This is a genomic window from Roseateles saccharophilus (assembly GCF_004342485.1).
GTDB lineage: Bacteria > Pseudomonadota > Gammaproteobacteria > Burkholderiales > Burkholderiaceae_C > Pelomonas > Pelomonas saccharophila.
The window spans coordinates 1-1621 of record NZ_SMBU01000096.1; the positions used below are offsets into that span (position 1 = coordinate 1).

A 1621-nucleotide genomic window follows, 5' to 3' on the forward strand; every position below is an offset into this window, starting at 1 on the left:
TTGAGAGCATCCCAGGCCCATGACCGCGCCCGGCGTTCGCGAAGAAACGATGGTGTTGTTGCGCTACAAGGCGAACGGCAGCGCCGTCATGACCGACCCAGCATTGGTGCGAGCTGTAGCGAGCCCGCTTGAGAGCATGGTCCGGGATTCGTCGGCGACAGTGGTGAGCGGCGTGAGCCGCATCCCGTTTGTGAGATCGAGTCGAATTCGACGCTTCCCATGGCGCTGCCGTTCATCAACGATGGTGAGGCAGAGCATGGCAATGCGCAAGCGAGAAGACGAGGTGTTCCCAAACGCGGCGGGCATCGACATCGGTGCATCCAGCCACTGGGTGGCAGTGCCGCGGCACCTGGCCGAGGCGGCCGGCGACGAGCCGATACGCGAGGTCGGCGCGATGACCGACGATCTGAACGCACTGGCGCGATGGCTGGTGAGTCTTGGCGTGGATGCGGTGGCGGTGGAGTCCACAGGGGTGTACTGGATCCCGGTGTTCGAGGTGCTGGAGCAGCACGGGTTGAAGGTCTGGCTGGTCGATGCACGGCAGATGAAGTACGTGCCCGGGCGCAAGAGCGACGTGCAGGACTGCCAATGGTTGCAGAAGCTCATGAGCCTAGGGCTGCTGCGGGCGGCTTGGCGCCCGAGCGCCGAGGTTTGCGTGTTGCGCGCGGTGGCGCGCCAACGCGAGACACTCATTACGGAGCAGGCCAGCTGGGTGCAGCGCATGCAAAAGGCCCTGGTGCAGATGAACATCCAGCTCACCGAGGTGATCACCGACGTGATGGGCCAGACCGGCCAGGCCATCATCCGCGACATCGTGGCCGGGGAGCGCGATGCAAAGGTCCTGGTGCGCCACCGCCACCGCCGTGTCAAGGCCAGCGAAGCCGACATCATCAAGGCACTGACGGGCAACTGGCGCGAGGAGCACTTGTTCGTGCTCAAGCAGGCCTTGGGCGTGTACGACGACATCGGCCGCCATCTGGCCGAGTGCGACGCCAAGCTCGAGGCGTTGCTCGATGAGCGAGTCGCCGCGAAGGTCGACCTCGGCCCTGCGCCGCGCGCGGGCAGCAAGTCGCGCGCTGAGCACGACATCCGTCAGCGCCTGGCCGACTGGGCGGGCGTGGACCTCACGCGGATCAACGGGCTGGGTGTGACGGTGGTGATGAAGCTGCTCACCGAGATCGGCCCCGACCTCACCCGCTTCGCCAGCGTCAAGCACTTCTGCTCATGGCTGGGTCTGTGCCCGGGCACGAAGATCAGCGGCGGTAAGGTGCTGTCCTCAGGCACCAAGCGCTCGGCCAGCCGGGCTCGCCAGGCGCTGAAGATGGCTGCCCAGAGTCTGTGTCGCAGCGAGTCGGCGCTGGGCGCGTTCTACAGGCGACTGTGTTCGCGCATGGACAAGCCGCGCGCCAACACCGCCACGGCCCACAAGCTCGCCCGGATGGTGTACTTCATGCTCACCCGCGGCGAGGCCTTCGTCGACCAGGGGCAACAGCGCTACGAAGAGATGCAACGCCAGCGCAACATCGCTGCCCTCAAGCGCCGTGCCGCTGCCCTGGGCTACCAGATCAATCCGATGGAGGCAGTCGCATGAACGACCGTCCTCAGTTCTGTTTCTTGTGAG

Annotated in this window: 1 protein-coding gene; it reads left to right on the forward strand. The window is 65.6% G+C overall.

Features of this window, described 5'->3' with window-relative positions; translation table 11 throughout:
* Positions 1–256 precede the first annotated feature (256 nt).
* Positions 257–1591, forward strand: a complete 1335-nt coding sequence (locus EV671_RS26525) for an IS110 family RNA-guided transposase (RefSeq protein ID WP_132576895.1) — start codon at positions 257–259, stop codon at positions 1589–1591.
* Positions 1592–1621 lie beyond the last annotated feature (30 nt).